This window comes from Micromonospora sp. NPDC023888 (genome assembly GCF_040639415.1).
Classification (GTDB): domain Bacteria; phylum Actinomycetota; class Actinomycetes; order Mycobacteriales; family Micromonosporaceae; genus Micromonospora.
On the sequence record NZ_JBEZZW010000006.1, the window covers coordinates 54,246 to 76,987 of the forward strand.

A 22,742-nucleotide genomic window follows, 5' to 3' on the forward strand; every position below is an offset into this window, starting at 1 on the left:
TCACGCACCACACCCTCCCCGACGCCGTGGCCATCGCGTTACGATCGGCGGCCTGTGCCAGAAAAAGGTTTCACCTCATGGGGAGGGGTACGACGCGGTGTTCGATTACGGCGACCGGACCGGTTACGAACCGATCAGCGACACTGACCGCAAGGAGTTCCACGAGCAGGGTTTCCTCCTGCTGCGCAACGTCCTGACGGAGGACCACCGGGCGGCGCTGGAGGCGGCGGTCGACCGCGTCTACGCGGAGGAGCAGGCCAAGGGCACCACCAAGAAGGACGGCACCCTGCACCTGCTGGGCTTCCTGGAGCGCGACGAGCTCTTCGGCGAGCTGCTCACCCACCCGATCGCCTTCCCGTACATGTGGGGGCTGGCCGGCTGGAACATCTACACCCACCACAACCACCTGGACGTCACCCCGCCGGCCGCCGAGCCGGAGAAGCCGTACTGGGGTTGGCACCAGGACGGGTACCGCCAGAACTCCGACCCGGAGACGATGGACCCGAACCTGCCCCGCCCGATGTTCTCGCTGAAGGTCGCGTACGTGCTGTCGGACCTCTCCGAGACCGGCCGCGGCGCCACCAAGGTCATCCCGGGCAGCCACCTGAAGAACTCGCTGCCCCGGCCGGCGGACCTCACCGTGCAGAACCCCGACCCCGAGGGCACTGTGGAGATCACCGCCAACCCGGGCGACGCCTTCATCTTCGACCGCCGGCAGTGGCACTCGCGCTCGACGAACCTGTCGACGATCACCCGCAAGATGCTCTTCGTCGGCTACACCTACCGGTGGATCCGTCCGCTGGACGAGCTGCACCCCGACGTGAACGGCGAGTGGTACCGCAACCGCACCCCCGTGCAGCGCCAGCTCATCGGTGAGGGCACCCACACCGCCAACTACTGGGGCATCAACTGGGACGGGTACGTCGACGACGAGATCCCGCTGCGCAAGGAACTCAAGGAGCGCGGCCTGCTCGACCGCAACATCCCCTGGCTCCGCTGACCTCCCGCTCGTAGAACGGCCCCCTGCCACCGCTTGACGACGGCAGGGGGCCGTTCCGTGTCCGCGGACCCGACCACCCGGGCCGAGCCCGTTCCGGACCACCGGAGACCGCACTGTCGGTAGCGTGGCGGGTGCGCAGGCCGGGGCGCGGCGCCCCCGCCCCAGGGCGCGGGGTGGCACAGGAGGCAGTCGCAGTGACGTCCGCTCCGCTCCCCCGGATCCTCCGCCGCCGGGGCGAGCCGGCATACCCGACCTTCCTGGAACTCTTCTTCGACCTGGTCTACATCTTCATGTTCTCCCGGCTCGCCGCCAGCCTGGCCACCGACCTCACCGTCCGGGGTGCGTTGCAGACCGTAGTCCTCCTGCTGGCCGCCTGGTGGGTCTGGGTGCTGACCGCGTGGCTCACCGACCTGTTCAACCCCCGACTGCCGATCATCCAGGCCACCACCCTGCTGGTCATGCTCGGCACCCTGCTGATGGCGATCGCCACGCCGTACGCCTTCGGCCGGTACGGGTGGCTCTTCGTCGCCGCGTACTTCGGCATCCACCTGGTCCGGGACGCCGTCCTGATCCCCGGCACCCGGGTGAACCGTCCGATCCAGGCGCGCAGCGTCCGGGTGTTCTTCTGGTTCGGCGTCACCGTGGCGCCGTGGGTGGCCGGCGTGTTCGTGGACGAGACGGCTCGACTGGTGCTCTGGTCGCTCGCGGCGGCGGTCGACCTCGGCTCGGCCCGGTTCGGCTGGCCGACGCCGGGGCTGGGGCGTACCGAACTCGCCAGCCAGATCTTCACCGGGGTGCACCTCTCCGAACGGCACCGGGCGATCTTCATCGTCGCGCTCGGCGAGTTGATCCTGAGCACCGGCACGGGGCTGGCCGGCAGCGGGTTCACGGCCGGCCAGGTGACCACCGGCGCGGTCGCGTTCGTCAGCGCGGTCCTGCTCTTCCAGCTCTACTTCCAGCGGGTCCAGCGGATCCTTGCCCCACCCAGCGTCGCCACGGTGGAGCGGGTCCGCTCCGGCACCTCCACCTCGTACAGCCACCTGGTGATGGTGGCCGGGGTGGTGTTGGTCTCGACCGGCACCTCGCTCGTTATCGCTCGGCCGTTCGGTCGTGCCCCGGTCGAGTTGACGGTCGCCATCCTCGGCGGGCCGGCCCTGTTCCTGCTCGGCACCGTTCTGTTCGACGCCGTGGTGACCGGCCGGACCCTCTGGTCCCGGGTGCTGGCGGTCGTGGTGCTGTGCGCCCTGATGGCCCCCGCCACACTCCTGCTGCCGCCCCTGGCCGCCCTGATGCTGGCGAACGTGGTGCTGCTGCTCACCCTGGTCGGGGAGGGGCTGGCCGCGCGAGACCACCCGGTCCGGGCCGCCGCGCCATGACGAGGCGGGGCGTCCCGCCGCCGTACCGGGTTACCGCAGCATCGGCGGTGCCGGCGCACGCGCGTGGCGACGGGTGCTCACCAGGTTCGCCGCGGCGATCAGGAGCAGCACCGTCATGGCGAGCAGCGCGACAATGACCGGCGGCAGCAGGGGTGTGGTCGGCGCCAGACACGCCAGCAGCACCACGCCGGCCAGCCGGGACCGGGAGATCCGTCCGAACACGGTGAAGTCGAGGACGCCGCGGCCGACCAGGTACAGCGCGGGGCCGCCGAGGATGACCGCGGCCCACGCCGGCGGGGTCTCGCCCAACGGGCGGCTCACCACGAGGTGGCTGGTGACCGCCGCGCCGATGATTCCGGCCACCATGATCAGATGGGTGACCGCGGCGGACTGGGTGAGCAGCGCCGGGTTCGTCGATCGGGCGATCGCGTCGGTCAGCAGCTCACCGGCGCGGTAGATGTAGATCCGCCACATCAACACGACAGTGGTGAACACCACGAGCAGCGCCCAGCCGCGCTCCAGCGTGTACTCGCTCATGCTGAAGGTCGTTCCGGTCACGAAGATCGAGACACCGAGCGCGACGATGACGAACTGCCGGTACCGCTCGGCCACCCGGGCGCCGACCAGCCGCCAGTCGCGCGCTCGTGAGCGGCCGATCCGGGGCACCGGCCAGCCGAACACGGCCGCGGAGTACTCGACGACGGCAGCGAGCACCCAGATCGCCAACTGCCCCGATCCGCCGACGAGCGCCCCACCGATCCAGCCGACACCGGCGATGGCCTCCCAGATCAGGATCCGGATGCTGCGCCGCGGCGGCCTCCTGTGCGAGATGACCAGGACGTAGTAGGCCGAGGCGCTGAGGTGGATGACCACGTACGTGGTCGCGAAGAACAGCCCGTGATCGCCGTACGCGTCGGCCGCGAGCGCGGCCAACAACAGACTGACCGCCGCCACCCAGATGAACTGTCCCTGCCCGGCCGGGCGGGTGAGGTTGATGCTGTCCGCGCCCCAGACGGTCAACGCCCAGATCATCGTGAACGCGAGCAGCAGCACCAGCGTCTCGGCGAGGCCGGTCCAGCTCAGGTTCTCGGCCAGCATGGTCGCCAGGGTGACAAGCGCGAAGACGTAGACGAGGTCGAAGAAGAGTTCCAGGAACGCCGGACGCTCCAGGCCCGGATCGGGGGGTGACGCCGCTGCGGCATCGCCGTCCGTCGCCGTCGACATCGCGCTCCACCCGGTCCCCCGCCGCATGCCCTCGGTAGGGACAATACGGGCAACCGTCCGCCGTCGGTCCCGTCCTCAGGTTCTTGCCGGCCGCCAGCTAGCCGACCTGGGCAGAAAGGCCGCGTGTCGGGGCGGCGGCGCGCTCAGCCGCGGGAGGCGAGGCGGCGACGGGCCCGCTCCCGGATCGGTTCCGGCAGGCCCTCCGCGTCGAGCAGCCGGGGCAGCAGCTCCGGCTCCAGGCTGGTCGCCCGGAACACCTCGCCGATGGTCACGCCGTGCGCAGGCCGCTCCACCACCTCGACCGGGTCACCCGGGCCGACCTCGCCCTCCCGCAGCACCCGCAGGTAGGCGCCGGGCAGCGCCCGCGCGGTGAACCGCTTGATCAGATCCGGTACGCCCCAGAACCCGGCGAAGGTGGTGCAGGGCGTCCGCGGCTTGGTGACCTGGAGCAGGGCGGAACCGACCTGCCACTGCTCACCGATCACCGCGCCGGTCACGTCCACCGCGTAGGTGGTCAGGTTCTCGCCGAAGCCACCGGGCCGTACGGCCCGGCCCAGCTCGGCCGCCCACCAGGCGGCGTCTTCCTCCGCGTAGGCGTAGACCGCCTGGTCAGGACTGCCGTGATGGGCTCGCTCGCCGATGAAGTCACCGACCACCCCGTCGGTGCGGATCAGCACCGGGCCGTCCACCGGACGCTTGTCGATGCCGCTACGACCGCTCGCGTCGCCGGCCCACCGCGCCTCGGTCACGATGCCGAGGTTCACCGCTGCCACCCTGCCCGTCATGACCGTCAGCCTAACGGCGGGTCGAGGCCCGAAGCGCGCCGCGGAGGCCTCCCCGGCCGTCGGTGGTCGCGGTCGGGTCGGCGGCGTACGTGATCGGTCTGGCCGTCGTCGTGGGCGGCCGGTCAGCCCTTGACGGCTCCGGCCACCAGACCGGAGACCATCCGCCGCTGCACCAGCAGGAAGAAGATGATGACGGGCAGGGTGAACAGGGTGGACGCGGCCATCACCGGCCCCCAGTTGGTGTCGTCGCGGCCGAAGAAGAACGTCATCGCCACCGGCAGCGTGTAGCTGCCCTGGTCGTTGATGAACGTCAACGCGAAGATCAGTTCGTTCCACGCCGTGATGAAGGAGAAGATGCTGGTAGCGACCAGGCCGGGCGCGACAAGCGGAAACAGGACCCGGCGGAAGATCTGGGCACGGCTCGCGCCGTCGATGGCCGCCGCCTCCTCCAGCTCCTTGGGCACGGCGGCGACGAAGCCGCGCAGCATCCAGACCGCGAACGGCAGCGAGAAACCGAGGTACGTGAGGATCAGGCTGGGCAGGGTGTTGTAGAGCCCCAGCCGTTGGATCATCAGGAACAGCGGGATGACCAACGCCTCCAGCGGGATCATCTGCACCACCAGCAGCATGATCAGGAAGCTGGTCCGCAGCTTGAAGCGGAACCGCGCCACAGCGGTCGCGGCGAGCAACGCGACAAGCCCACTGAGCACCACTGTGGAGACCGCCACCAGCGCGCTGTTGAGGAAGAAGTCGAAGAAGCTCACGCCGGGGATCAGGTTGCCGGTCAGGATCTCCCGGTAGTGCGCAAGCGTCGGGTGGGTCGGCACCGGCTGCGGGGTGGCCGAGAAGATCTCGTTGCTCGGCTTCAGCGACGTCGAGATCATCCAGTAGACCGGGAAAGCCGCGAAGAGCGCGACCAGCAGCCCGGCGGCGTTGAGGGCTACCTTCTTCACGACTCGTCCTCCTGCCTGAGCACCATCCGTACGTAGAAGCCGGTCACCACGAGCAGGATCAGCGTGAGGATCACCGCGATGGCCGCGCCGAGTCCGTACTTCGGCGGTGGGGAGAAGGCCTCGGCGTACGAGTAGATGGCGAGCATGAACGTCGGCCGGTCCTGGGTGCCGCCGGCCAGGACGAACTGCTGGGTGAAGACCTTGAAGTCCCAGATGGTGGAGAGCACGATCAGGATCCCGAAGACCGGGCGCAGCAGCGGGAAGGTGATCTTCCAGAAGACCCGCCACGGGCTGGCGCCGTCCACCCGGGCCGCCTCGTGCAGCTCGCTCGGCACGCTCTTGAGACCGGCGAGCACGCTCACCGCGATGAACGGGAACGAGTGCCAGACCACCACCAGGGTGAGGATGGCGAAGAAGAGCAGTGGTGAGTTGAACCAGCCGTAGCCGGTCCAGTCGCTACGACCGAACAGGCTGTTGGAGAGCCCGTCCGGCAGCGCGTTGAACAACCACGTGACCAGGCCGCTCGTGTCGTCGAAGATCCACTTCCACACGATGGTGCCGGTCAGTGCCGGGGTGGCCCAGGCGAGCATCACGCAACTGGCCACGAAGGTCGCCATCTTGCGGCCGAGTCGGTTGAGCCGGCCACCGCGCGCCCCGCCCCGCGTGCCCCCGCTCGTCCCGCCACTCGCCCCGCCACTTGATTGACTCGACTTTCATGAAGTCGCGGTATCAGGCGACCTGGGATACCGCGACATCAATGAAACCGAGTTGATCAAGCGGCGGGACGGTGAGGCGGGCGGGCGAGTACGGTTTCCGCGCGCCCGGTTCAGGGCACCGGCACCAGCTCCGGGGTCGGGGCCGGCGGGTCGGCCGGCGCGGGCGCGGGTCGCTGGCGGAGGAAACGCGGGGCCCACCAGTTCGCATCGCCGAGCATGGTCATCAACGCGGGCAGCACCACTCCCCGGATGATCGTGGCGTCCAGCAGGATCGCCGCCGCCAGACCGATGCCGAGTTGCTTCATGTCGATCGTGCTCAACGTGGCGAAGATCGAGAACACGCCGACCATCACGATCGCCGCGCTCGTCACCACCCCGGCCGACGAGGTGATCCCGTACGACACGGCGTCGCGGTTGGGCATGCCGGCCCGGATCCCCTCGCGGATCCGACTGACCACGAAGACGTGGTAGTCCATCGAGAGGCCGAAGAGCACCACGAAGAGGAACAGCGGCAGCCAGGACACGATCGCGCCCATCGAGGTGAAGCCGAGCAGCCCCTCGGCCCACTCGCCCTGGAAGACAAGCACCAGCAGCCCGTACGCGGCACCTGCGGAGAGCAGGTTCAGCACGATCGAACTCGCCGCGACCACCACCGACCGGAACGTGAACACCATGACCAGGAAGGTCAGCACCAGCACGAAGCCCATCACCAGTGGCAACTTCCCCCGGACGTGAGCGGCGTAGTCCTCACTGTCGGCCACGCTGCCGCCGACCGCGTACTCGATGCCGGGGATGCCCCGCAGCTCCGCCGGGACCAGGTCCGCGCGCAGCTTCTCCAGCGACCGCACCGACCGGTCGTCCCGACTGGCGTACGGGGTGGCGACGTCGAGGACCGACACCCGCCGGTCGGCCGACACCTCGATCTTCGGGCCGTCCGCCTCGGCCGGGGCGAACAGCGGATCGCCGGCGGTCCGGGTGGACAGCTCGGTGAGAGCGGCGCGAACCCGGTCGGCCTGCTCGGCCGGTGCCCGGACGGCCACCACGTGGTTGGTGCCGGTACTCGGGAACGCGGCGGTGAGCCGGTCGTACGCCTGCATGGCCGGGGTGGTGCGGGGCAGGTCCTCCATGCCGGGGAACTTCAGCTTCATGCCGAGAGCCGGCGCGGCCAACGCGAGCAGCAGGCCCACCGAGATGACGAGCGTCACCACCGGAGCGCGCAGCGCCGGCCGCAGCAGCGCCGGCCACAGCCGAGGTGTACGGGGCTCGCCGTGCCGGCCGGTGCGCGGGGCGGTCAGTCGCCAGAGCAGCGGCACCCGGGGCCGGTCGACCCAGCGGCCGAGCCTGGCCAGCAGGGCAGGCAGCACGGTCAGTGAACCGGTCACGGCGACGGCGACCACCAGGATCGAGCCGACGGCCAGGGACGAGAAGACCACGTCGCCGGCGAGGAACAGCCCGGCCATCGCAATGATCACGGCGAAGCCGGAGACCACCACGGCGTGCCCGGAGGTCTCCGCGGCGATCTCCACCGCGTCCAGGCCGGAGCGGCCCTTGGCCCGCTCCTCCCGCTCCCGACGGATGTAGAACAGCGAGTAGTCGACCCCCACCGCCATCCCGATCAGCAGGATCACCGGTGACGTGGTGTCGGTGGCCGGCACCAGGTGCGAGGCGAGCGTGGACAGGCCCATCGCCGCGGCGACCGAGGAGAGCGCCAGCAGCACCGGGACGCTGGCCGCGATCAACGCGCCGAACGCGATGATCAGGATGGCCAGGGTGACCGGGAGGCTGAGCAGCTCGGCGCGCTCGAAGTCCTTGCCCAGGGTGTCGTCGAGCGCCTGGCCGATCGACGGACCGCCGACCTGCTCGACACGCAGCTCGGGGTGCGCGGTCTGCACGGCGGCGGTGGCGTCACGCAGTGGCTGCACCCGATCCGAGGCGGTCTCCGGGTCGCCGGACATGGTGATCGGCAGCAGCAGCGCCGAGCCGTCCCGGGCGGTGACCGGCTGACCCACCTCGGCGACCCCGGTGACCGTGCGCAGCCGGGCCGCCGCGTCGTCGGCCGCCGCCTTCGCCGCCGCCGGGTCCAGCGCACCGCCCCGCGAGGTGATGAGCACGTTGTCCACGGCCGGATCGTCGAAGTCACCGGCGTCCACGATCAGGCTGGCCCGCCCCGCCTCGCCGATCGCCTGGTCGCCGCTTGTGGCCTCGTTGAGGCCGGCGGCGTTGCCGCCCACGAAGCACACCGCCACGAAAACGACCCACATCGCGATCGCCCGCCACGGGTGCTCGGCGCTCCACCGCGCCAGCCGCACCGTCACCGGTCTTGTCCCCATCTCGGGTCCCCCTGTCACGTCAACCCCCTGTCAACGGTGCTGACGTTAGGTGCGTGACGAGGTGGTCACATCGGGGAACGGCCCTGGCCCGCCCCGGAGCCGGTACACCGAGGGCGATTGGCGCACCAGACGGGCATCAGCCCGCGATTCGGGCGTACGCCGGGGTGCGGCCCGGAGCGTCCGGTCGCGACCCGCCGGTGCCGACCCGGAGCCGACTCCGGGTCATCCCCGAAGGGAACCCCGGGGCCGTGGCTGGCAGCGCGGGCAACTGTACGAGGATCGGTTCATGAACGCCTCGCGGCGGATCGGCGCTCCGCACCGCCGGCACGGCTCGCCCTCGCGACCGTAGGCGTTGAGTGCCCGATCGAAGTAGCCGCTCTCGCCGTTGACGTTGACGTAGAGGGCGTCGAAGCTGGTGCCGCCCACGCTGATGGCCTCGGCGAGCACGTCGCGGACGTGGCCGAGCAGGCGTTGCGCGGCCGGCCCGGTCAGCGCGTCGGTGGGTCGGCCGCCGTGCAGCCCGGCCCGCCAGAGCGCCTCGTCGGCGTAGATGTTGCCCACCCCGGAGATCAGGGTCTGGTCGAGCAGGGCCCGCTTCACCTCGGTGTGCCGGCGGCGCAGGGCGGCGACGAACGCCGCGTCGGAGAACTCCGGGTCCATCGGGTCGCGGGCGATGTGCGCGATCTCGTCGGGCAGTTCGGCGCCGCCCTCGCTCACCGAGAGCCCGCCGAACGTGCGCTGGTCGACGAAGCGCAACTCCGGCCCGTCGTCGGTGAACCGGAACCGGACCCGCAGGTGGGTCTCGTCGGTGGTGCCGGGTGGCTGGAGCAGCAGTTGGCCGGACATGCCGAGGTGCCCGATGATGGCGTCGCCGCTGTCCAGTGGCAGCCACAGGTACTTGCCGCGCCGGCGGGCGTCCAGCACGGTCCGGCCGGCGAGCACGTCGGCGAAGTGCACGTCGCCCGGGACGTGCCGGCGCACCGCCCGCGGGTGGCGGACCTCGACCGAGGCGATCCGGCGGCCGACGACCCACTGGGCCAGGCCCTGCCGGACGGTCTCCACCTCGGGTAGCTCAGGCACGCCGCAGGCCCGTCTCGTGATCGTCGGCGCCCCCGGCCGGCAGGGCCTGCGCCAGGTGGTCGGCCTGCTCGGCCTGGGCCGCCCGCCCGGCGCGCTCCAGCGGCCCGAACGGCTCGTCCCGGTCGGCCGAGCCGTCCGGGTCGATCAGCTTGCCCCGCCCGTCGTCGTTGGCCCGACCGTCGTCGCCGGCCCGACCGTCGTCGCTGGCTTTGCCGTCGTCGCCGGCCTGGCCGTTCTGCTCGGCGAGCGTTCGCCACGCGGCCTCGGCGGCCCGCTGCTCGGCCTCCTTCTTGCTCCGCCCCTCGGCGCCGCCGTACCGGTTGCCGGCCACCACCACCCAGGCGGTGAACGTCTTGAGGTGATCCGGGCCGGTGCCCTCGATCCGATACTCCGGGACGCCGAGCCCGAGCGCGGCCGTCAGCTCCTGAAGGCTGGTCTTCCAGTCCAGTGCGGCGCCCCGACCGGCCGACTCGGCCATCAACGGGTCGAAGAGCCGGTGGATGACGATCCCGGTGGTGTCCAATCCGTACTGGAGGTAGATCGCCCCGAGCAGCGCTTCGAGCGTGTCGGCGAGGATGCTCGCCTTGTCCCGGCCACCTGTGGTCTCCTCGCCCTTGCCGAGCAGCAGGTACGCGCCGAGGCCGTCCGGGCCCAGGCCACGGGCCACGTCGGCGAGCGCCCGCATGTTGACCACGCTGGCCCGCAGCTTGGCCAACTGCCCCTCGGGCAGGTCCGGGTGGTTCTGGAACAGCGCGGTGGTGATCACCACACCGAGCACCGAGTCGCCGAGGAACTCCAGCCGCTCGTTCGTGGGCAGCCCGCCGTTCTCGTACGCGTACGAGCGGTGGGTCAGGGCGCGCTGTAGCAGCTCGGGTTCCAGGCTCACGCCGAACGCGGCTTCCAGATGACCGACGGACGCCCGCCGCCGCTTGTCGTTGCTCATGATGTGCGTACCTCGGTGTCGGTGGAGCGGTCGGTGCGGTCCATCGCGACGTCGCCGTCGAGCAACGCCGAGACCAGATCGGTGGCGCGCCGCCGCCACAGGTGGGCGGCGAGGGCTATGCCGGAGGCGACATCGTCGGCGCGAGCGGAACCGTGGCAGACGACCACCGTCCCCGCGACGCCCAGCAGGGCGGCCGCGCGGGGCGCGCCGCCCTCCGCGGGTGGGCCGCCGGCCATCGCGTACGCGCCTTCGATGGCTTTGAGCAGCACGTTACCGGTGAAGCCGTCGGTGACGACCACATCGACGCGCGCGCCGAGGGTCACGTCGTACCCCTCGACCAGGCCGACGTAGCGCGCCCCACCGGGCAGCGGCTCGACGGCGAGCAACGGGTCCGTGGCCCGACGGACCCGGTCGCCCTTGCCGGCCTCGGTGCCGACCGAGAGCAGCCCGACCCGCGGCGCGGCGATCGAGTGCGCCACCGCGGCGTACGCGGCGCCGAGCACGGCATGGCGGGCGAGGGTTGCCGGGCGGGGCTCCAGCGAGCCGCCGACATCGAGGAGTACGACCGGCCCGGCCACGGCGGGCAGGGTGGCGGCGAGCGCGGGTTGGCGGATCTCCGGCCAGCGGCCGAGGCCCAGCACGGCCGCGGTGACAGTGGCACCGGTGGCACCGGCGGAGACCAGGGCGTCGGCGGTCCCGTCTCGAACGGCGGTGACCGCGGCCCGGACGGTGCTCTCGGCGCGGGCGGCGCTGGGATGGTCGGCCATGCCGACGACATCGCGGACGGGCCGCACCGAGATCCGCGCGCGTTGCGGCGGATCGAGGGCAGCAATCAGCTCGTCGGCGACCTCGGCCGGGCCGACGAGAAGCAGGTGCAGGTCAGGGTCAGCGCGCATGGCCCGCAGAGCGCCGTCAACCACGACGGCGGGAGCGTCGTCCCCGCCGAGGAGGTCAACGGCGATCCGCGCGGTGCCCGGCTCCATCGGAACGCCGGCCGGAGTGGGCCGGCCAGCGTCGGAGGAAGCCGGGGCACCGGGCGAATGCCAGGGTGCGCGCGCCGCCCGACCTGAGGTCGGGGGCGTCACTCGGCGTCCAGGTCAGACCTCGAGAACCTGGCGGCCGTTGTAGGTGCCGCAGACGGAGCAGGCGGCGTGCGGCAGCTTCGGGGACTTGCACTGCGGGCACGCGATGGTCGCGACCACCGTCGCCTTCCAGTTCGCCCGGCGGGACCGGGTGTTGCTGCGCGACATCTTGCGCTTCGGGACGGCCACGGTTCTTACTCCTCTGTAACGGTCAGTTGCGACAGGCCCGCCCAACGCGGGTCGATCTGCTGGTGACTGTGGTCGGCCGGCAGATCGTCCCAGTGCGCCCCACATTCGGGGCACAACCCTGGGCAGTCCTCCCGGCAGAGCGGGTTGGTCGGCAGCGTGAGCACCAACGCGTCCCGCAGCGCCGGCTCCAGGTCGATCAGATCGCCCTGCATCCGGCCCACCTCGTCCTCGTCGGTCGTGGCGTCCGTGGTGCTGTCCTCGTACGCGTACAGCTCCTGGATCGTCACGCCCATCGAGTCGTTGATCTCGCGCAGGCAACGGCCGCACTCGCCCCGGACGGGACCGGTGATGGTCCCGGAGACGAGCACGCCCTCGGACACCGACTGCAACCTCAGATCGAGGTCGAGGTCCGCGCCCTCCGGCACGCCGATCAACTCCACACCGAGGTCCGCCGGTGCCGGCACGACCCGCTGGACCTCACGCAACGCGCCAGGTCGGCGCGGCAGGTCCCTCGTGTCGAGGACCAGCGGCGACCTGGGGTTGAGTGTCGATGGCGAGTGCTTGGGCATAGTCAGACTCCGGCCGGTGAGAGGCCGACAAAAAAGGTTACCTGGGTGACCACCGGACCGTCGAACCGGGGGCGACACCCGGGTGAGAATGTCGGCTGGTGAGGTGCCGCTCAGAAGGGTAGCGGGCGTTCCGCCTCATCCCCACCGAAGGTGCCGATCTCCCGTAGTGCGTGCATCTTGTCCCGGCCTCGCTCTATCGAGGCAAGCGCCCGGGTGAGGAACTGCTCGAAGTTGGCGAGCGCGGTGTCGACGTAGTCGTCGACCTCCTCACGCAGGCGCTGGGCCTCGGCCCGGGCCTCGGCGATGATCCGGGCGCCCTCGTGCTCGGCAGACACCGTGATCTCGTTCACCGAGACCAGGCGGGCGTGTTCTGCCTCACCCTCGCTGATGATCCGGTCCGCCTCGCGCTTGCCGGCTTCCATGATCTTGTCGCGCTCCTCCAGGAGCGCGGCGGCGCGACGCAGGTCGGCGGGGAGATCGGCGCGCATCTCGTCGAGGGCAGCGATCATCTCACCCCGGTCGACCATGCAGTTGTTGCGCGACATCGGGACGGAGCGGGCCTGCTCCACCATGGCGATCAGTTCGTCGATGCGATCGAGCGGGTCCACCGGTACCTCACTCCTGTCGTTCCTCGGCCGACCTCCATGATGCGGGCTACGGCCGTTCCCCGCGTCACCAATCATGTCGTGCTCGCCGCACACGAGCCCCATCCGCCCCAATCCGGCGCGTCGCGACATCGTCACCCCACGCCGACCGTCGGCTACCGTTCCGACAATCTGCCGCAAAAGGGGCGACGGAGCAACCAGCAGTCCAGGATCGCCAGGGTTGGACGGTCAGGAGCGGGGGCGCAGGCGGGCCTGCAGGGCCTCGCGGACCGGGTCGGGCACATGGGCGGAGATGTCGCCACCCCACTTCGCCACGTCCTTCACCAGACTGGAGGAGAGGAACGAGTAGAGCGGGTTGGTCGGCATGAAGAGCGTCTCGACGCCGGCCAGGCCGATGTTCATCTGGGCCATCTGCAACTCGTAGTCGAAGTCACTGACCGCCCGCAGGCCCTTGATCAGCACGCTCGCCTGCTGAGCCCGGCAGAAGTCCACGAGCAGACCGCGGAACGACTCGACCCGGACGTTCCCGTACGACGAGGTCACCTCGCGGAGCATGTCGATCCGCTCCTCGACGGTGAACAGACCACTCTTGGACTGGTTCACCAGGACGCCAACCACCACCTCGTCGAAGAGCCGACTGGCCCGCCCGATGATGTCGAGGTGTCCGTTGGTGACCGGATCGAACGAACCGGGGCACACCGCACGTCTCATGATCGGCGACCGTACCAAAGGGTGGTCTCGCCGTACCGGCGACTGCGCTCGGGGGTGATCCCCTCCACCCAGTCGAACTGCCTGGTGCGGCTGGACCGCTCCACCACCACAAGCGCGTCGGGCGCCAGCCAGCCACCAGCGACGAGCGTCGTCAGCAGCGAGGTGATCTCCGCGTCCGGCACCGCGTACGGGGGGTCGGCGAAGACCACGTCGTACGGCCCGCCGTCCGGACCGGCGGCCAGCACCGTCGCCACCTTCCCGGCGACCAGACGGACGGCCGGGCCGACGCGCAGGGTCGCCACGTTCTCCCGGATCACCCGGGCCGCCCGGGGGTCGGACTCGACAAGCAGGACGTGCCGGGCGCCCCGGGAGAGCGCCTCCAGCCCGACCGCGCCGGAGCCCGCGTACAGGTCGGCGAAGCGGGCGCCGTCGAGGTCGACCTCGGCCTGGACGGCGCTGAACAGCGCCTCCCGGACCCGGTCGGACGTGGGTCGGGTGCCGGCGCCGGGAGGCGCGGTGATCCGCCGCCCACCGAGCGTGCCGGCCACGATCCGGGTCACCGTCTCCTCCTGCTCATGCCCGCGACGCTACGCGAGTCGACGCCGACGACGACCGACACCGCCGGTATCACCGGGCCGGGTGGTCGTCCCCCGTTGGGTCTTGACGGCGTCCACATCACCTGAAACGCCCCTGACCTCCCTCGCCGCCGTTCGGTCCACTGCGGAGCCGCCGATCGGCCGCCGACACCACCCGTCCTCAGTGATCAATCGACCACCGTCCGTTCATCAAAGATCACGAATTAACTACATTGCCCTATGGCAATGATGAGAACTCCCCTCATTCATGACTGGTCAGTACAGTCACCGTCTGTCCCCGCTTCGCGCGGGAACACCCCCGCGTCGCGGACGTCCCGGTGAGCAGACGACCCACCCGGTCGCCCCGCCTCCCGACCTCCCGCCGCGATCCGTACCCCCTCACCAGGAGCAGGCGTTGAACCTCCCCAAGTCTCCGATGCGGCGCATCGCGGCCATCGCCGCAGGCGCGCTGATCGGCCTCACCGGTGTCGGCGTCATGGCGTCCCCCGCCAGCGCCCACTACTCCGTAGTCAGCGGCAAAGCGGTCTGCGAGACCACCACCGGCGAGTGGGTGGTGACCTGGACCGTGCAGAGCAAGGCCCACTACTCCTCCAAGTTCTTCCAGCTGCGTAGTGTCGAGCTCACCCCCGCCAACACCACGGTGACCAACATCAAGGTGTCGGAACGCGACAAGTACCCGTACGACGTCAACACCCCGATCACCGGCGTGCAGCGGGTACCGGGCTCGGCGACCCAGGCCACCCTCGCGGTGAAGTCCAAGTGGGACGACGGTTACCCCGAGGACAAGCCCGTTAAGGGCACTGTGACGTTCCGCGGCACCTGCAAGACGGACACGCCGCCGACCACCCCGCCGGCGAGCCCGACGCCGTCGCCGACCACCTCGACGCCGCCGGCCAGCCCGACCCCCACCCCGAGCCCCACCGTGACCACCCCGCCGGCGGCGGTCACCGTCCCCACCGCCAGCTTCGCCTCCGACTGTGAGGGGGCCGTCACGGTGACGCTGGCCAACGGCGCCGACGCCACGGCCGACGCGAAGCTCACCGTCAAGGCGACGGGCTTCTCGCAGACCCACACCGTCAAGCCGGGTGCCAGCAAGAGCGACATCGTCGTTCCGGCCAAGGCCGGCGCGATCACCGTCAGCGAGGGCGACAAGCTGGTCGGCAAGCCCTACACCTGGGCCGCGCCGGAGGACTGTGTCAAGCCGGGCGAGCCCCAGGCGGGCTTCGAGTCCACCTGCGACAAGCTGGTCTTCGGCTTCGCCAACCCGGCGAACGGCAAGGCCTTCGAGGTGACCCTGACCCCGAACAAGGGCGAGGCGCAGAAGCGGACCGTCGAGCCCGGCAAGACCGTGGTCGTCGAGTTCCCGGCGTCCGAGGGCCTGACCGTGACCCCGGCGGCCGAGGGCCTCGATGACACCACCCCGATCGCCTGGGAGAAGCCGGCCGACTGCAACGCGGGCCAGGGTGGCGGCGACAACGACGAGCCGGCGCTGCCGCTGACCGGTGCCGCTACCGGCGGGATCATCGCGGGCGCCGTGGTGCTGCTCGCCGCTGGTGCGGGCCTGTTCGTGATGGCGCGTCGTCGTCGGGTGCGCTTCACCGCCTGAGACAACCCGCTCTGACAACAACTGAGGGCGCGTCGACCATCCGGTCGGCGCGCCCTCGGTCATTGTCGGCGCCTGAGCGCGGCCAGCACTCTGCGCGAGCCGCGTACGGAGTTCGGGACTCCGTCGGTGCACGGCTCGGTGGGCCACTCGCGGCCTCGCGTCACCCTCAACCTCTGCGGGTGATCAAGTGCTGGCTGTAGAAGATCGACAGTCAATCCAACGGGCTACCCCGTGATGCCGAATGGTGCGATGGTCGGCGTTATCCGAGGTAGGGGGTCTCGCGGTGCTCGGCGTGGTGCTGGAGGCGGAGGCGGACGGTGTCGTGGATGGGGATGTGGTCGAAGTCGGTGGGGTGGATGAAGCGGACCTCGGTGGACTCGTCGCTGACGGCCATAGTGCCGCCGGTGAGTCGGGCGCGGTAGGTCACGGTGAACTCCTGGCGGACCTCACCGTCGGCATATGCGACGACGTGCGCGGGGTCGGTGTAGATGCCGAGCAGGCCGATGATCTCGATGTCGAAGCCGGTCTCCTCTTTGACCTCGCGGACGGCGCACTGTTGAAGAGTTTCACCGATGTCCATGGCGCCACCCGGTAGCGACCAGTTGCCGGAGTCCGTCCGTCGTTGCAGCAGGACGCGGCCCTGGTCGTCGGTGACGATGGCGGCGGCACCGGGGACGAGGCTGTTTGCGGTAGGGGCCTGCGGGTCCTGGTAGTAGTCGCGCCGGCCGGTCACCGGGTCTCCTTCGGGTAGGCGGTGGTGGTTTGCCAGATCTGTTCGAACTGGTCGGCGTAGGCGGCGAAGATGCCGTGCGGCGACAGTTCGCGCAGGTGGATGGCGGGGTGTTGGTAGCCACGGGCGCGGTAGAGGTGTGGGGTAACGACCATCTGGTGGTCGAAGCGGAACACCGAGTTGTACAGGTGCACGGCGTGCAGGCCGATCTCCACGCCCGGCACGTCGTGGAGGGGTTCGCAGAAGTTGAGGGCGTTGCGGATCCGGCCGGGTAGGGTGCCACCGATCTGTTCGAGGGCGTCGCGTTCGGCGACGTGTGGGCAGTCGGGGTCGGCGAACGCAAGCCGGACGTGGGCACCGTCGGCGGCCTTGTCGGTTATGAGCTGCATGGTGTTGGGCAGCAACTCCAGTAGGAACGGGTAGGCGTAGCCGAGCAGATCTATCTGCTTCGTGGCGCCGGTGAGCAGGACGGCCCAGACATGGTGGGGGATGTCGGCGCGGTGGGCGTAGGCGGCGACGATCTCGGCGGTGGCCTCCGCGCCGGGCGCTTGGTCAGGGCGGGTCTGGGGCCACAGGTCGGCTTCGGTTTCACCGAGGGCATCGGCGACGGCGAGGCGGGTGCGCTGGTGGGGGACGCGGCCGGCGAGCCACCGGGTGACGGTCTTGACGTCGACACCGACGGCTGCGGCGAGGGCGGCCGGGTCGGTGTGGGCGCGGAGCATGGCCGCACGGAGACGATGGCTCATACCGTCCCACGGTAGTGGACACGGCGGGACGCACCACGCCCGTGAAAGTGTCCGACCTGGTGTCCGCAGGGACGTTGGGGTGCCCGGAGCTAGTTCGTAGGTTCAGCGGCGGGGCCTCGCCGGTTCGCTTGCGGCAATACGCCGGGCCGATGGGTGCCAGGGGGAAGGGTCACCGCCGGCTCGGGGAGTGGTCGGTTCGGCTGTCGGCGGTGGCCCCTCCCCCTTCCAACGAGCCGGAGGGGTGGTGGGGGTTGTTGTCGGCGCATCAGCCGGTGCGGCCGCAGTGGACCTGCGCGGGATGCGGGGCGCCATGGCCGTGTCGGACTCGTAAGCGGCAGCTCGTGGCGGAGTTCACAGGGGCGCGGATCTCGCTGATGCTGCATCTGTCGGCGTATCTGGTGCAGGCGTGTGAGGACCTGCCGCGCACCCCGTCGGGAGTGTTGCACGCACGGTTTCTCGCCTGGCCGCGCTCAGCGGCATTGCGCAGCGAGCGGCAAGCGCCCTGAGCCTGGACCGTATGACCATGCTCAGGGCGGTGCTGGCTGCGCTACTCACACCGCTGGCCAGCGCGTTGCGCTCCTGGAACGCGACGACCTCACCGTCGCCCGCCGCGCGCTCTGCTTACGAAGGGCCGAGCGGACGTCTCAGCCCTTCTCCAGGTATTCCGCGCGCTCCTCGTCGACAAGCGCGGCGACCGAGGCGGCCAGCGCCGGGTTGCCGGTCAGGTCCGGGTCCTCCTCGATCAGGGTGATCGCCTCGGCGCGGGCGTCGCGGATCAGGTCGGCGTCGCGGCGCAGCGACAGCAGTCGCAGGTGTGAGCGGTGCCCGGACTGGGTGGCGCCCAGCACGTCGCCCTCGCGGCGCTGCTCCAGATCCAGCTCGGCGAGCTTGAAGCCGTCGCTCGTGGACGCCACCGCGTCCAGCCGTTCCCGTGCCGAGGAGCCCTCGGCGGCCTCGCTGACCAGCAGGCAGAGCCCGGCGGCCGAGCCCCGGCCGACCCGGCCCCGCAGCTGGTGCAGTTGGGAGACACCGAACCGGTCGGCGTCCAGCACGATCATCACCGTCGCGTTCGGCACGTCCACGCCGACCTCGATCACGGTGGTCGCCACCAGCACGTCCAGGTCACCGGCGGCGAAGGACCGCATCACCGCGTCCTTCTCGTCGGCCGGCAGGCGACCGTGCAGCACCCCGATCCGCAGCCCGTGCAGCGGCCCTTCGGCCAGCAGCGGGGCCACCTCGGTCACCGCCAGCGGCGGCCGTCGACCGTTGTCGTCCACCGGGGGCGGTTCCTCGTCGGACGCCGGCCCCTCTCCGATCCGCGGGCACACCACGTACGCCTGGTGGCCGGCGGTCACCTCCTCGCGCAGCCGACGCCAGGCCCGGTCCAGGTAGGCCGGCTTCTCGGCGGCCGGCACCACGTGCGAGGCGATCGGTGACCTCCCCCGGGGCAACTGGGAGAGGGTGGAGACCTCCAGGTCGCCGTAGACGGTCATCGCCACCGTGCGCGGGATCGGGGTGGCCGTCATCACCAGCACGTGCGGCGGTTGGTCGGCCTTGGCCCGCAGCGCGTCGCGTTGCTCCACGCCGAAGCGGTGCTGCTCGTCGACGACGACCAGGCCGAGGTCGGCGAAGTCGACGCCCTCGTAGAGCAGGGCGTGGGTGCCGAGCACGATGCCCGCGGCGCCACTGGCGACCTCGCCGAGCGCCCGCCGGCGGGCCGCCGCGCCCAGTGAGCCGGTGACCAGCTCGACCCGGGTGGCGTGCTCGACGGACCCCAGCTCACCGGCCCGCCCGAGCGGGCCGAGCAGGTCGAGCATGCCGCGGTGGTGCTGGGCGGCCAGCACCTCGGTGGGAGCCAGCAGCGCGGCCTGCCCGCCCGCGTCGACCACCTGGAGCATCGCCCGCAACGCCACCACCGTCTTGCCCGAGCCCACCTCGCCCTGCAACAACCTGTGCATCGGGTGCGGGGTGGCGAGATCCCCGGCGATCTCCACGCCGACGTCGCGCTGACCGGCGGTCAGCTCGTACGGCAGTCGGGCGTCGAAGGCGTCCAGCAGCCCGCCGGGACGAGCCGGGCGGGGCCGGGCCGGCCAGTCGGCGGCCCGGTGCTTGCGCTGCACAAGCGTCACCTGGACGGCGAACGCCTCGTCCCACTTGAGCCGCCGCCGCGCCCGGTACAGTGCCTCCTTGCTGGACGGCCGGTGGATCTCGGTCAGCGCGGTGCCCAGCCCGACCAGCTTGCGACTGGCCCGCACGCTGCCCGGCAGCGGATCGTCGGGTGGGGTGAACGTGTCGAGCACGACCCGCACACAGCGCGCGATCACCCAGGTCGGCACGGCCGCGGCGGCCGGGTAGACGGGGATCAGCGCACCGGCGAACTCCTCGATCTCGTCGCTGGCCGCCGCCTCGCCGTCACCGCCCTCACCGAGCAGGACGTACTCCGGGCCGTTGAGCTGCCGCTTGCCCCGGAACTCGGTGACCTTGCCGGCGAACAGCCCCCACCGGCCGGGCCGCAGCTCCCGCTCACGCCACGCCTGGTTGCCGAAGAAGGTCAACGTCAGCAGCCCGCCGGAGCCGTCGCCGACGGTCACCTCCAGCAGGTTGCCCCGTCGCTGCCGCATCGGGCGCACGGCGGTGCGCTGCACCTGGGCCAGCACGGTGACCTGCTCGCCGACGTCCAACGAGCGGATGTCGGTGTGCTCGCCCCGCTCGTCGTAGCGACGCGGGAAGTGGTAGACCAGGTCACCCGCCGTGTGCAGGTCGAGGTGCGCGGCCAGCGCCTTGGCTGTCTTGTCCCCGACCAGCTTCTTCAGCGGAGTGTCGACGGTGGCTGGTTCGCTCATTCGATCCCTACCAGGAGCGGATAAAACGGTTGGCCGCCCGGGTACGCGTGCACCTCGACGAACGGCCACCGTCGCGCGACGTGCGCGCGGACGGCGTCGGTGAGCCCGGCCGGGGCGTCCACCCCGGACAGCAGAGTGACCATCTCGCCACCGCCGCCGAGCATCCGGTCGACCACCGCGGCGCAGGTGTCGGTGAGGTCGGTGCCGATCAGGTGCACCTCCCCCTCGACAAGTGCCAGCACATCGCCGGCACGGCACGGACCGGCCACGGTCAGCGCCTCCCGGCTGGCATGGCAGACCTCGGCGTAACGGCAGGCCCCGGCGGCCTCGGCCATCGCGATCACGTCGTCCTCGAAGCGGCGGTCGCCGTCGCGGACCGCGAGGGCGGCGAGGGCCTGCACCGGCGAGCGGGTCGGCACCACGCTGACCTTGATGCCGTGCCGACGGGCCTCACGGGCTGCCGCGCTCGCCACCGCCTCCGTGTTGGGGTCGTTGGGCAGCACCACCACCCGGGCCGCGCCGGTGCCGAGGACCGCGTCCAGCAGCTCACCGGTGGACGGGTTGCCCGGCACCACTGTGGCGCCCTCGGCGGCGAACAACTCGGCGATGCCACCGCCGGTCGCCACCACCACCGCGGCCCGGCCGTCCGACACCGGGCCGCGCTGCGGCTCCGGTTGGTCGGCGAAGCGGGTCACCGAGATCCGGTACGGGCGGCCGGCGGTGACGCCCGCCTCGATCGCCGCGCCCACGTCGTTGACGTGCACGTGCACGTTCCAGGTGCTCTCCGGCTCACGCCCGTCGCCGACGACGACAAGCGAATCGCCCAGGGCGTCGAGCGCCCGTCGCATCCCGGCCACCGCCTGGGCCGGGGCATCGAGCAGGAACTGCACCTCGTACGCGTACTCGTCGGAACCGGTCTCCCGGGCGACGGCGTCCGCCGGACGGGCGGAGTGGGGCGCGGGTGCCGGCCGGCCGGCGGTCTCCCCGGTGAGCACCTCGACCAGGGCGTCGAGCAGCACGCAGAGCCCTCGCCCACCGGCGTCGACGACGCCCGCCTGGGCCAGCGCCGGCAACTGCTCCGGGGTCCGGGCGAGCGCCTCGGCCGCCGCCCGCGCCGCGACCTGGGCCACCGCGGCCAGGTCGTCGCTGTCCGCCCGGCCGGCCGCGGCGGCGGCCGCCGCGACCACGGTGAGCAGGGTGCCCTCGACCGGCCGGGCGACCGCGGTGTACGCGGCGGCGGCACCGGACCGCAGCGCGGCGGCCAGCTCCCGGCCGCGCACCGCCGGGGCGACCGCGGCCTCGTCGGCGAAACCCCGCAGGATCTGCGACAGGATCACCCCGGAGTTGCCCCGCGCGCCGAGCAACGCGCCCTGGGCCATCAGCCGCAGCGCGTGCCCGTGCGCCGTCGGGCCGCTGTCGGGGAGGGTGTCCAGATCCATCGCGAGGGCCTGCTGGGCGGAGGTGAGGGTGAGCACCAGGTTGGTGCCGGTGTCGCCGTCGGGCACCGGATAGACGTTGAGCTGGTCGATCTCACCCTGGTGACGCTTCAGCGCGGCCAGCCCACCCGCGCACCAACGGCGCACCGCTGCGGCGTCGAGGGTGTCCAGCACGGCCAGAAGCCTACTGGCGCGCACCGACACGCGCGGAGTCGTCCGGCGTGTCCGGTTGCCCCGGCGCCCGGCAGGCCCGCCCTCCCGGCCCGCACGACCGGGATCCGCCCTCCGGGTACAGTTGCCGCCGGAACCACCCCCGTCACCCGGCGGGCCCACCACCAGGCTGGTCACCGGGCCAGGGCGGTTGGTCACCTCGGCGGGGCATCGGGTAGGCTGACGCGGTTGCCCGTGCAGCACCTCTGCCGGCAACCTCATGAACGTTTCAATCCCAGGAGTATCCCGTGGCTAGCGTGTGCGACGTCTGTGGCAAGGGGCCGGGCTTCGGCCACAACGTGCCCTGGTCCAAGAAGAAGACCAACCGCCGCTGGAACCCGAACATCCAGTCGGTGCGCACCCCGGCCGGTGGCGGCAACACCAAGAAGCTGCAGGTCTGCACCTCGTGCATCAAGGCCGGCAAGGTCACCCGCGCCTGACGCGGCGGCACCTACCTTCTCGTACGGCTCAGCCGGCGGACCTCAGGGTCCGCCGGCTCTGTCGTGCGCGCGTCGAACCGCCGCCGAAGACCGCCGGTCAGAGCGTGCGGCCGAAGGAGACGCAGCCCTCCGCGTCCTTGTAGAAGCCGAAGTTGGGGATCCGCTCGTAACCGGCGGAGCCGTACATGGCGATCGCCTCGGGCTGCTTGTCGCCGCACTCCAGGACCACCCGCTTGCGGCCCTGCTCGCGGGCCGAACGCTCGACGGCCGCAAGCACGGCACGGGCCACGCCCCGTCCACGCGCAGCCGGGGCCGTGTACATCCGCTTCAGCTCCGCGCAGTCCGTGCCGTGGCTCCGCCAGCCGCCGCAGCCGACCGGCTCGCCGGCCAGATAGGCGACGAGGAACGCGCCATCGGGCGGCTCGAACTCGGTCGCGTCGACCGGGGTGTCATCACCGGAGCCACCGTAGCGGGCGGCGAGGTCGGTCAGTGCGGCTTTGATCAACTGCTGTGCCACAGGTGCGTCGAACCGCACGGTCCGGATCTCAATCTCACTCACGGTACCCAGAATA

Annotated in this window: 21 protein-coding genes and 2 pseudogenes; 5 read left to right on the forward strand and 18 right to left on the reverse strand. The window is 71.3% G+C overall.

Annotation, left to right across the window (positions count from 1 at the left end):
* Window positions 1–97: 97 nt before the first annotated feature.
* Window positions 98–1,000, forward strand: coding sequence for a phytanoyl-CoA dioxygenase family protein (locus AB0F61_RS07145; protein ID WP_091409805.1), 903 nt, complete (start codon window positions 98–100; stop codon window positions 998–1,000).
* Window positions 1,001–1,194: 194 nt separating this feature from the next.
* Window positions 1,195–2,376 (forward strand): low temperature requirement protein A, encoded by a 1,182-nt coding sequence (locus AB0F61_RS07150; RefSeq protein WP_357804384.1) that lies wholly within the window; start codon window positions 1,195–1,197, stop codon window positions 2,374–2,376.
* Window positions 2,377–2,406: 30 nt separating this feature from the next.
* On the opposite strand, the gene AB0F61_RS07155 is transcribed toward AB0F61_RS07150, so the two are convergent.
* From AB0F61_RS07155 to rsmD, 13 genes and pseudogenes are all read right to left on the reverse strand, one after another.
* A complete protein-coding gene (locus tag AB0F61_RS07155) occupies window positions 2,407–3,600 on the reverse strand; it encodes a low temperature requirement protein A (RefSeq protein ID WP_357804388.1) in 1,194 nt (397 codons plus the stop codon).
* A gap of 143 nt (window positions 3,601–3,743) precedes the next feature.
* On the reverse strand, window positions 3,744–4,385 hold the full coding sequence (locus tag AB0F61_RS07160; RefSeq protein WP_357804392.1) for an MOSC domain-containing protein: 642 nt from the start codon (window positions 4,383–4,385) through the stop codon (window positions 3,744–3,746).
* A 122-nt stretch (window positions 4,386–4,507) separates the two neighbouring features.
* Window positions 4,508–5,338: a carbohydrate ABC transporter permease gene (locus tag AB0F61_RS07165; protein WP_355030865.1), complete on the reverse strand. Its 831-nt coding sequence runs from the start codon at window positions 5,336–5,338 to the stop codon at window positions 4,508–4,510.
* Window positions 5,335–5,961: pseudogene (locus AB0F61_RS07170) on the reverse strand (sugar ABC transporter permease); the annotation flags it as partial. The gene AB0F61_RS07165 and the pseudogene AB0F61_RS07170, both read right to left, overlap by 4 nt.
* Window positions 5,962–6,164: 203 nt before the next feature.
* A complete protein-coding gene (locus AB0F61_RS07175) occupies window positions 6,165–8,384 on the reverse strand; it encodes an MMPL family transporter (RefSeq protein WP_357804399.1) in 2,220 nt (739 codons plus the stop codon).
* Between the two features lie 222 nt (window positions 8,385–8,606).
* Window positions 8,607–9,464: a bifunctional DNA-formamidopyrimidine glycosylase/DNA-(apurinic or apyrimidinic site) lyase gene (gene mutM / locus AB0F61_RS07180; RefSeq protein WP_357804404.1), complete on the reverse strand. Its 858-nt coding sequence runs from the start codon at window positions 9,462–9,464 to the stop codon at window positions 8,607–8,609.
* Window positions 9,465–9,699: 235 nt separating this feature from the next.
* Window positions 9,700–10,407: pseudogene (gene rnc / locus AB0F61_RS07185) on the reverse strand (ribonuclease III); the annotation flags it as partial.
* Window positions 10,404–11,390, reverse strand: coding sequence for a phosphate acyltransferase PlsX (locus tag AB0F61_RS07190; RefSeq protein ID WP_357804408.1), 987 nt, complete (start codon window positions 11,388–11,390; stop codon window positions 10,404–10,406). The gene AB0F61_RS07190 and the pseudogene rnc, both read right to left, overlap by 4 nt.
* Before the next feature lie 114 nt (window positions 11,391–11,504).
* On the reverse strand, window positions 11,505–11,678 hold the full coding sequence (gene rpmF / locus AB0F61_RS07195; protein ID WP_252416735.1) for a 50S ribosomal protein L32: 174 nt from the start codon (window positions 11,676–11,678) through the stop codon (window positions 11,505–11,507).
* A 5-nt stretch (window positions 11,679–11,683) separates the two neighbouring features.
* Window positions 11,684–12,247 (reverse strand): YceD family protein, encoded by a 564-nt coding sequence (locus AB0F61_RS07200; RefSeq protein ID WP_110562455.1) that lies wholly within the window; start codon window positions 12,245–12,247, stop codon window positions 11,684–11,686.
* A gap of 110 nt (window positions 12,248–12,357) precedes the next feature.
* Complete coding sequence (locus AB0F61_RS07205) at window positions 12,358–12,855, reverse strand: hypothetical protein (RefSeq protein ID WP_281899866.1); 498 nt, start codon at window positions 12,853–12,855, stop codon at window positions 12,358–12,360.
* 225 nt (window positions 12,856–13,080) lie between these two features.
* A complete protein-coding gene (coaD, locus tag AB0F61_RS07210) occupies window positions 13,081–13,563 on the reverse strand; it encodes a pantetheine-phosphate adenylyltransferase (protein WP_357804413.1) in 483 nt (160 codons plus the stop codon).
* Window positions 13,560–14,123 carry a 16S rRNA (guanine(966)-N(2))-methyltransferase RsmD gene (gene rsmD / locus AB0F61_RS07215; protein WP_357804418.1) on the reverse strand — a complete coding sequence of 188 codons (564 nt, stop codon included), beginning with the start codon at window positions 14,121–14,123 and terminating at the stop codon, window positions 13,560–13,562. Before rsmD ends, coaD begins: the two co-directional genes overlap by 4 nt.
* A gap of 451 nt (window positions 14,124–14,574) precedes the next feature.
* Between rsmD and AB0F61_RS07220 the strand changes: the two genes are divergently transcribed.
* Complete coding sequence (locus AB0F61_RS07220; RefSeq protein ID WP_357805037.1) at window positions 14,575–15,765, forward strand: cell wall anchor protein; 1,191 nt, start codon at window positions 14,575–14,577, stop codon at window positions 15,763–15,765.
* Window positions 15,766–16,024: 259 nt separating this feature from the next.
* Here AB0F61_RS07220 and AB0F61_RS07225 read toward each other — a convergent pair whose 3' ends face one another.
* Both AB0F61_RS07225 and AB0F61_RS07230 read right to left on the reverse strand, forming a co-directional pair.
* Window positions 16,025–16,498, reverse strand: coding sequence for an NUDIX domain-containing protein (locus AB0F61_RS07225; protein WP_357804423.1), 474 nt, complete (start codon window positions 16,496–16,498; stop codon window positions 16,025–16,027).
* The gene (locus AB0F61_RS07230) at window positions 16,495–17,217 is read right to left on the reverse strand and encodes an XRE family transcriptional regulator (RefSeq protein ID WP_357805039.1); all 723 of its coding nucleotides are present in this window, start codon (window positions 17,215–17,217) and stop codon (window positions 16,495–16,497) included. The genes AB0F61_RS07225 and AB0F61_RS07230 overlap by 4 nt, the downstream gene beginning before the upstream one ends.
* A gap of 278 nt (window positions 17,218–17,495) precedes the next feature.
* Here AB0F61_RS07230 and AB0F61_RS07235 point away from each other — a divergent pair, with 278 nt between their 5' ends.
* A complete protein-coding gene (locus AB0F61_RS07235; protein ID WP_357804429.1) occupies window positions 17,496–17,747 on the forward strand; it encodes a flavin reductase in 252 nt (83 codons plus the stop codon).
* 138 nt (window positions 17,748–17,885) lie between these two features.
* Here AB0F61_RS07235 and recG read toward each other — a convergent pair whose 3' ends face one another.
* Both recG and AB0F61_RS07245 read right to left on the reverse strand, forming a co-directional pair.
* Window positions 17,886–20,084, reverse strand: a complete 2,199-nt coding sequence (recG, locus tag AB0F61_RS07240; RefSeq protein WP_357804433.1) for an ATP-dependent DNA helicase RecG — start codon at window positions 20,082–20,084, stop codon at window positions 17,886–17,888.
* Entirely contained in the window at window positions 20,081–21,694 is a 1,614-nt protein-coding gene (locus tag AB0F61_RS07245) for a DAK2 domain-containing protein (RefSeq protein ID WP_357804438.1), read from the reverse strand. The genes recG and AB0F61_RS07245 overlap by 4 nt, the downstream gene beginning before the upstream one ends.
* Before the next feature lie 284 nt (window positions 21,695–21,978).
* On the opposite strand from AB0F61_RS07245, the gene rpmB reads away from it, so the two are divergent.
* Entirely contained in the window at window positions 21,979–22,170 is a 192-nt protein-coding gene (rpmB, locus tag AB0F61_RS07250) for a 50S ribosomal protein L28 (protein ID WP_091671657.1), read from the forward strand.
* A 97-nt stretch (window positions 22,171–22,267) separates the two neighbouring features.
* Here the strand turns inward: rpmB and AB0F61_RS07255 are convergent, their stop codons facing one another.
* Complete coding sequence (locus AB0F61_RS07255) at window positions 22,268–22,729, reverse strand: GNAT family N-acetyltransferase (protein ID WP_357804444.1); 462 nt, start codon at window positions 22,727–22,729, stop codon at window positions 22,268–22,270.
* Between the last annotated feature and the right edge of the window lie 13 nt (window positions 22,730–22,742).

Excerpts from the sequence above, each read along its gene's own strand:
- coaD (WP_357804413.1), bottom strand. The coding sequence starts at position 13,563 with ATGAGACGTGCGGTGTGCCCCGGTTCGTTCGATCCGGTCACCAACGGA.
- AB0F61_RS07230 (WP_357805039.1), bottom strand. The coding sequence starts at position 17,217 with ATGCTCCGCGCCCACACCGACCCGGCCGCCCTCGCCGCAGCCGTCGGT.
- AB0F61_RS07190 (WP_357804408.1), bottom strand. The coding sequence starts at position 11,390 with ATGGAGCCGGGCACCGCGCGGATCGCCGTTGACCTCCTCGGCGGGGAC.
- AB0F61_RS07160 (WP_357804392.1), bottom strand. The coding sequence starts at position 4,385 with ATGACGGGCAGGGTGGCAGCGGTGAACCTCGGCATCGTGACCGAGGCG.
- AB0F61_RS07200 (WP_110562455.1), bottom strand. The coding sequence starts at position 12,247 with ATGCCCAAGCACTCGCCATCGACACTCAACCCCAGGTCGCCGCTGGTC.
- AB0F61_RS07220 (WP_357805037.1), top strand. The coding sequence starts at position 14,575 with ATGCGGCGCATCGCGGCCATCGCCGCAGGCGCGCTGATCGGCCTCACC.
- AB0F61_RS07155 (WP_357804388.1), bottom strand. The coding sequence starts at position 3,600 with ATGTCGACGGCGACGGACGGCGATGCCGCAGCGGCGTCACCCCCCGAT.
- recG (WP_357804433.1), bottom strand. The coding sequence starts at position 20,084 with ATGAGCGAACCAGCCACCGTCGACACTCCGCTGAAGAAGCTGGTCGGG.
- AB0F61_RS07175 (WP_357804399.1), bottom strand. The coding sequence starts at position 8,384 with ATGGGGACAAGACCGGTGACGGTGCGGCTGGCGCGGTGGAGCGCCGAG.